At 67.2% G+C, this 6,571-nt stretch carries 4 protein-coding genes and 1 pseudogene; 4 read left to right on the top strand and 1 reads right to left on the bottom strand.

Features of this window, described 5'->3' with window-relative positions; translation table 11 throughout:
• The 3 genes from GA0115259_RS16275 to GA0115259_RS16265 all read left to right on the top strand — a co-directional run.
• Window positions 1-1,659 (top strand): RNaseH domain-containing protein (locus GA0115259_RS16275; RefSeq protein ID WP_141716585.1); only part of this gene is annotated, 1,659 nt, incomplete at its 5' end.
• A 343-nt stretch (window positions 1,660-2,002) separates the two neighbouring features.
• The gene (locus GA0115259_RS16270) at window positions 2,003-2,440 is read left to right on the top strand and encodes an SMI1/KNR4 family protein (RefSeq protein ID WP_237540079.1); all 438 of its coding nucleotides are present in this window, start codon (window positions 2,003-2,005) and stop codon (window positions 2,438-2,440) included.
• A gap of 356 nt (window positions 2,441-2,796) precedes the next feature.
• Entirely contained in the window at window positions 2,797-4,755 is a 1,959-nt protein-coding gene (locus GA0115259_RS16265) for a recombinase family protein (protein WP_161230387.1), read from the top strand.
• Between the two features lie 84 nt (window positions 4,756-4,839).
• Here the strand turns inward: GA0115259_RS16265 and GA0115259_RS16260 are convergent.
• A pseudogene (locus tag GA0115259_RS16260) lies at window positions 4,840-5,253 on the bottom strand (DEAD/DEAH box helicase); the annotation flags it as partial.
• 110 nt (window positions 5,254-5,363) lie between these two features.
• On the opposite strand from GA0115259_RS16260, the gene GA0115259_RS16255 reads away from it, so the two are divergent.
• Window positions 5,364-6,571 (top strand): DUF4192 domain-containing protein (locus GA0115259_RS16255; protein WP_107469200.1); only part of this gene is annotated, 1,208 nt, incomplete at its 3' end.

Below are 6,571 nucleotides of genomic sequence, written 5' to 3'. Positions count from 1 at the left end.
GGCGGCCGACCGGCGCCCGCCAATGCCGAGGAGGCATACGAGCTGGCTGCGCCCGGAAGCCCGGTCGTCCTCGAATGGAAGTCCCCGGAACTGACCCTTCGCCTTCGCTGCCTGCGCACCACCGGTGGCATCACCGACACCCTGGGCATCGACCCCAAAGCGCGCCCGAGGGGAAAGGCCCTGGAGACAGGCATCAACACTCGGCGGAAGGCGGCCGAGGAGTTCCTCACCAAAGATGGCGCCGACCCGCTCTGCCCTGGCTTCGCACTCGTGGAGATCGACCGCCGTCAGGACTTCGCCCACCGCCTGGACGACCCCAAGTACGCCCTCCGCCTGGGCTGCGCGGATGCGGGCGTGCTCACACAGTTCGCTCTCGTCCCCAAGAAGGCCAAGGGGCACAACACCGAGAAGAACCTCTTGCACCGGGTCCACTCAGGATGGGAGGACGCCCTGCGCCAGTACGGCGTGCGCGTCCTGCCCGAGCACACGCTCGGCGAGGCGCTTCCCGAGGACCTGCGCTACGTCGCCACGTACATGGTCAAGCGACGCAAGGACGGACCCACACGGCTTCCCCGCCACACCCCGGTGGCCGTCATGGTGACACCGCTTGCACCGGGCAGCGGCCTGGCCGCGGTCGCTGGCTGGGACGAGCGGACGGGACGCTGGATTCCCTACCCACGCTTCCTCCTCGGCCTGGTCAAGACGGCCGAGATTCCTGAGGTGAGCGAACCCGCCGGGGCCGACACCGCCCCGGTCTCTGAAGCCTCTGCCTTCGTGCCCCGACAGCGTTCGAAGTACCGCATTTGGCACCAGAACATGGATCAGCAGCGCAAGGCCACCGCTCGCTACCTCCAGAAGATGATCCGTTCCCTCCGCGGCCGACCGACCGTCCTGCTGACTCATTCCCAGAACAGTCGGCTGCACTGGCCATGGCTTCAGGACGGCCAAACCGAACGAGACCTGATCAAGACCGGACACGCGCAGCCGGTCGGACTCGACCCCGACCTCCGGCTGGTCCGCGTACGCACCGCAGTAGGCCGGGAGACCCCCCAGTGGTGGGGTAACGCGGCTCCTGGCGAGGTTAACGGCCTGCCCCAGGGACTGTGGACGGAAGACGAAGACGCGATCCGGTCCTCGGGGCGGATCTTCTACAGCACCACTCCCAAGGCGGGCACCTTCCGGGACTCCGCCGTCGAGGCAGACAAGATCGCTCCCCGCCCTCTGCGCCAGGGACCCAACAAGGGCAAACCCACCATCGACACGCACATCCCCGCCTGGAACCCCGGGCTGGTGGAAATCGCGGTCTTGGGCTGCCACCTGAACGCCGGCGACTCGCCCGAAGCCCTTGCCCTTGCCGTGCACCAGCTCCGCCAGGCCCCCGACTACCTGGACGCACTCTCACTGCCACTACCCCTACACCTCGCGAGCCTCGCCCAGCACTACGTTCTGCCCACAGTCGCCGAGGGAGAGGACGAGTCTGTGGAGGAGCCGGCTGCTGACAAGACGGAGAGCACCGTCGATGGGCAGCGTGTAGTCGCGGCGCTGGGTTTGATCACTGAGGAGGCAGACACCGAACCGGCAGACGTGGATCCGGAATACGCGGAGGACCCTGGTCTCGCTCAAGCCCCTGAGGACGAGCAGCTCGCGTTGTTCTCATGAAGGAACGGGCAGAGTCGGAATGAGAGGGCCGTGCTCTGCCCGGTGACATCGATTCAGAATACGTGCGCAGGCTTCGGGGGCCACCACCCGCCCACGGCAGCAGACTCTGCTGCCGTCCATCCGGATGTCGACGGTCACGTATTTCCCCGTTGGCAGCGTCAGTTTCCCCAGCCAAACGTTTGGGCCCGATGCCCTCGTAGCGGCCCCTGTCAGCGCCTTCTGCCAGCATGCTGCCGTGACAACCACATCACCTGATAAGCGCCCTGACGAGACCGCCTTGGAGTTCCTGCGCTCCGCATTCGAGCCGGAGTGGCGTGAGCCGGCACTCGGACACGAAGCCGTCTTGGCGTGGGAATCCGAGCACGGGGTCGTCCTTCCGGAGCCGTACCGGAGCCTGGTCGCCGAGATCGCCAACGGGTCACCCCTCGGGCCACCGGAAGACGGCGGTCTCCTGCCTCTCTGCTGGCTCCCACCGGACTGGCCCGACCAGGGGGACCGGAACCCCGCCGCCTTGTTCCCGCTCCAGGAGACCTGGGCTTGGGAAGGCGAGCCCACCGGCGAAGACCACTACGAGCGCGTCGCCGAGGTCTACAACCATGGCTCCATCGTGCTCGGCACCGACGATGGACTCTCCTATTGGGTCCTCGTCGTGACTGGCCCCCAACGAGGCAAGGCCTGGCTCGTCAGCGACGTCGGCGGTTACCCGTATCCCCTGCCAGAAGCGCTCGGCTTCCTGGAGTGGGTGCAGTACTGGCACGCCGGCGACGGCTGGTGGGACTGAACGTAACCGCTGAGCCCAATGCACCACGAGGGCTTTGGGACCGAACGTTTGGCTGGGGAAGCTGACTCTGTCAATGGGGAATTACGTGAAGTTCCACACCGGATTCGAGAGCAACGCCGCGTATTCCGCCGCGAGTTCATCGCGGGCTTCCTTTGATGTGCCCAGTTCGCGCCACGAGCGACCGAATGGAACCAGCTTGTTGATCCCCTTTGAGCCCTTAGGGCGGCCTGCCATCTGCTCGTGTGCCGAGGTTTTCGTAACGTACTCATCGGGGTAACGGATCTGACGTGCAAAACCCTCATGCAACGGCTGTTGTGGCGGCCCGCCTACGTTTGGACCGGAGAGCGCTGAGGGCTGTGGACTACCTGCGCGTCTCCACGGAGGAGCAGGTCAAGGGCTACGGCATCGCGTACTCGGGTAAGAAGACGGGCGCGTACATCGGTCAAAGGGGCTGGGAACACGTTGGAACCTTCGTAGATGAGGGCGTCTCAGGGGCGCTGGAAGCCTATGAACGCCCGGATCTTCGGAAGCTGATGGAGGGTGCGCGGAAGACGCCGCGTCCCTTCGACATCGTCGTCGTCAACGAAGGTCGTGCTATCGGTCGTACCGGGCGCGCGTTTTGGAAGTGGGTCTGGGAACTCCAGGAGATTGGTGTCTTCGTTGCCGTGGTCAAACGGGACTACGACAACAGCACTTCCGAGGGGGAGAGCAAGATGCGCAAGGATGCCGACTACGCCGAGGATGAACGGGACATCATCCGCGAGCGCACCCAAGGCGGGATCCAGGAGAAGGCAGAGGCTGGAGGATACGTCGGCGGCAAAGTGCCCTACGGGTACCACGTGGTCGATGGCCGCCTGGTGCTCGACGAGTGCCCCGACAACATAGACTGTGGGGCGAAGCGTGAGGCATGTGCCCTGCGCCGAGGGCGGTCGTTGTTCGTTGCGCTGCGTGACTGGGGCCAAGCGGCGGTCGCGCTGAACGGCGAGGGCTCTGCGAAGCGGGACGGCCAGCCGTGGGCTGGTCACAGTCTGCGTCAACAGGTGCTCAGCCCCATTGTGCTGGAGGCGCGGCAGGCGTTCCGGGGCTCAAACGGGGTGAAGCGCGATCACGACGGCCGGCCTGCGAACGGAGATCCAGTGATCATTCGTTTGCCACCTGTCTTCACCCCCGCCGAGGTCGCGGAGGTCAGGTCCGCCAGCAGGCATCCGATCCGCACGCCGCAGAAGGCCCGTGTCTACCCCCTCACCGGCCGCATCATCAGCCCCTGCGGCAAGTGCTACATCGGTGGCGGAACGATCGGCCGGGTTTCGGCGTACAGGTGTCAAGGGCGGAGCGAGGCATACGTCGGCGCGCCCACCTGCTCGTGCCCCTACCTGGCCGCCGACTCGGTCGAAGAACAGACGTGGCGACAGGTGAGGGCGTTCCTCAGCGACGCCGACAGACTCAAGGCCGCGGTGTGTGACCAGACCGGGGTGCGCGCTGGTCAGCGTGAAGGACTCGAGCAACGCAGAAAGGAACTCGACCGACAGATCAGGCCCCAGAGGCGGGCAGTCGCCATTGCCATCGGCGTAGCCGCGAAGGATGTCGCCGCGCGTGACCTGTCTCTGGCGGAGTCGGAGAAGGCAGTGGAGCGGGCAATCGCACCTCTGCAGGCCGAACTCGACGTCTTGCTCGCGTCCAGGAGAAGGATGACTGTCCAACTGGCGGAAGCAGAGACGGCGCGAGTGAGATCCGCCCAACTTGTTGAGCTGGCGGCCATGGCACGCCGGACTCTGCACCATCTTCCGCTGGAAGAGCAGAAGGAGTTCCTAGCCGCAATCGACGCCAAGGTGACCCTCCTGGAGCCCTCTCGGCGCGGACGTAAGGGGCAACCGTGCGCACTGGCGGCATGGTTCGCCGAGAGGCAACTACCAGTCCCGCTGCTGAACGACGAGGGATGGGCAACGGTCGAGCCGATGATCACCCACAAGCCCCGGAGCGTCAGCCCCCGGCTGGTGATGACGGGAATCCTCTACAAGGTTCGCACAGGCACTCTCTGGAGCGACCTCCCGGCGCTCTTTGGCGAACCAGCGACTCTGCGGACCTACTCGGCCCGCTGGCGCCAATCCGGCTTTTGGGCAAACGCGATACAGGCCCTCGCGACTGTCGAGAGTACGGCGCTACCTGCACTGTCCGAGCTGCCCATGCGAATCGAGTGCACCATCGAGCCGCAGCGCCTACTGAACAACAGACAGATCGGGAACGCTGGGAAGGAATCGTCTTGGGGTGGCAGCACGGCTGATCTCTTCAATTTGCCAGTGAAGCTGGAGTGTTGACCTGTGGAAGTGCGTTGTGCGGTTGGATCGGGGACCAGCGTGCTGGGCCCCGGCCGAGTCCCTTGAAGAATGTGCAGAGCCCGAGTTTGGAGGAGGTAGTTCGTCCGGGCTGACCAGCAGGACATCGACCTCGCCCGCGGCCACCTCGTCCTGGATCGTGTCCCATTCCTCCGCGTTCGACGAGTTGATCGTCCGCGCCCTGATCCCGGCGCGGGCGGCGGCCTCCACCTGATTGCGCATCAGCGCGAGCAGCGGCGAGACGATCACGGTCGGGCCCGCGCCGCGCTCCCGCAGCAGCGAGGTCGCCACGAAATACACCGCGGACTTGCCCCATCCCGTCCGCTGGACCACCAGCGCTCTGCGTCTGTCGGCGACGAGCGCCTCGATGGCCCGCCACTGGTCCTCGCGCAGCCGGGCGGTGCCGGTGGTGTCACCGACGAGGCGGGCGAGTACGGAATCTGCCGAGGCCCGGAGAGCCGCGCGGTCTGCGTTGGTCATGCCCCCATGCAACCCGATGGCCCGGACAAAGCGCGAGTGAGGCCACCAGCCTGTGGATAACGTTATCCACAGGGGTCGCGGGATGTGGGCCGCTGCGGGACGGTCGAGCCATGAACAAGCACCATGAACCGACCGGATCCGCCGACCGCCAGCAGATCACCCTGCGCAGTCCCGCGGAACTCGCCGACGCCCTCCCGTACTTGCTCGGTTTCCATCCCACCGACTCCGTTGTCATGGTCGCACTCCACGGCGATAACGGGCGCTTCGGCGGGCGCCTCAGGCTCGGCATCCCGCGCTCGCCGCAGGAGTGGCCGCCGGTGGCCGAGCAGCTCGCCGAGTCTCTGATCGAAGGAAGCGTGCGGCGCGGGTCCCGCCCGGACGGCATCGTCGTCTTCCTCTGCCAGGATCCGGCGGAGGGCGGGACTGGCTGGCAGGTGATGGAGCGGCTCCGCCCGCTCGCGCAGGGTTTGCGCACCGCGTGCGGGAGCCTCGATGTGCCCGTGTACGAAGTGCTCTGTATCTCCGACGGCCGTTTCTGGTCCTACTGCTGTCCCGATGTCCGCTGCTGTCCGCCGGAGGGAACGGGGCTGGCCCTGCCCGGTACGTCGGTGATGGCCGCGGCGGCCACCTACGCCGGTGTCCAGGTGCGCGGATCGCTGCGCGAGATGGAGGCGCGCCTGTCGCCCTGGCAGACATCCGCCGCCGTGGACCAGGAGCGGGCGCTGGACCGGGCGGGCGCGGCCCTTGTGCCGAAGATCCTCGTCGGAGGCAGCCGGGAACAGGTCGGTGTGGAGACACTGCGGACGGCGCGCACGCTCATGAAGCGGCTCGGGGAGGCGCCGCGCAAGGGAGAAGCCGACATGGACGTGGAGGACGACCGGCTCATCAGCCATGACGAGGCAGCCGCCGTCATCCTCGGGCTCCAGGACCGGGAGACACGGGACCGGGCCGCGGAGTGGATGGAGGGCGCGCAGGCCGGGCCCGCCCTGCGGCTCTGGCGCGCTCTCTCCCGTCGCTGTGTCGGCCCGTACGCGGAACACGCGACCGCACCGCTCACCCTGGCCGGCTGGGTCGCCTGGTCCACCGGTGACGAGCCCGCCGCCCGGGTCGCTCTCGGCCTCGCCCTGCGCCTCGACCCGCGATATGTCTTCGCGCAACTGCTCCACCAGGCCTGCAACGAAGGACTCGATCCCGAGACGCTGCGCCGCTGTCTCCGCCAGGAGCGTGCCGCGCGCGCTCTGCCGGGCGCGCGCGGCAAGGAAGGGCGGCCCGCGCAGCGTTCGGCGCGACCGCCCGTGCCACGCAAGGCGCTGCCGCC

The organism is Streptomyces sp. MnatMP-M17 (genome assembly GCF_900091995.1).
Taxonomy (GTDB): domain Bacteria; phylum Actinomycetota; class Actinomycetes; order Streptomycetales; family Streptomycetaceae; genus Streptomyces.
This window is presented reverse-complemented; position numbering and strand designations above follow the sequence as displayed.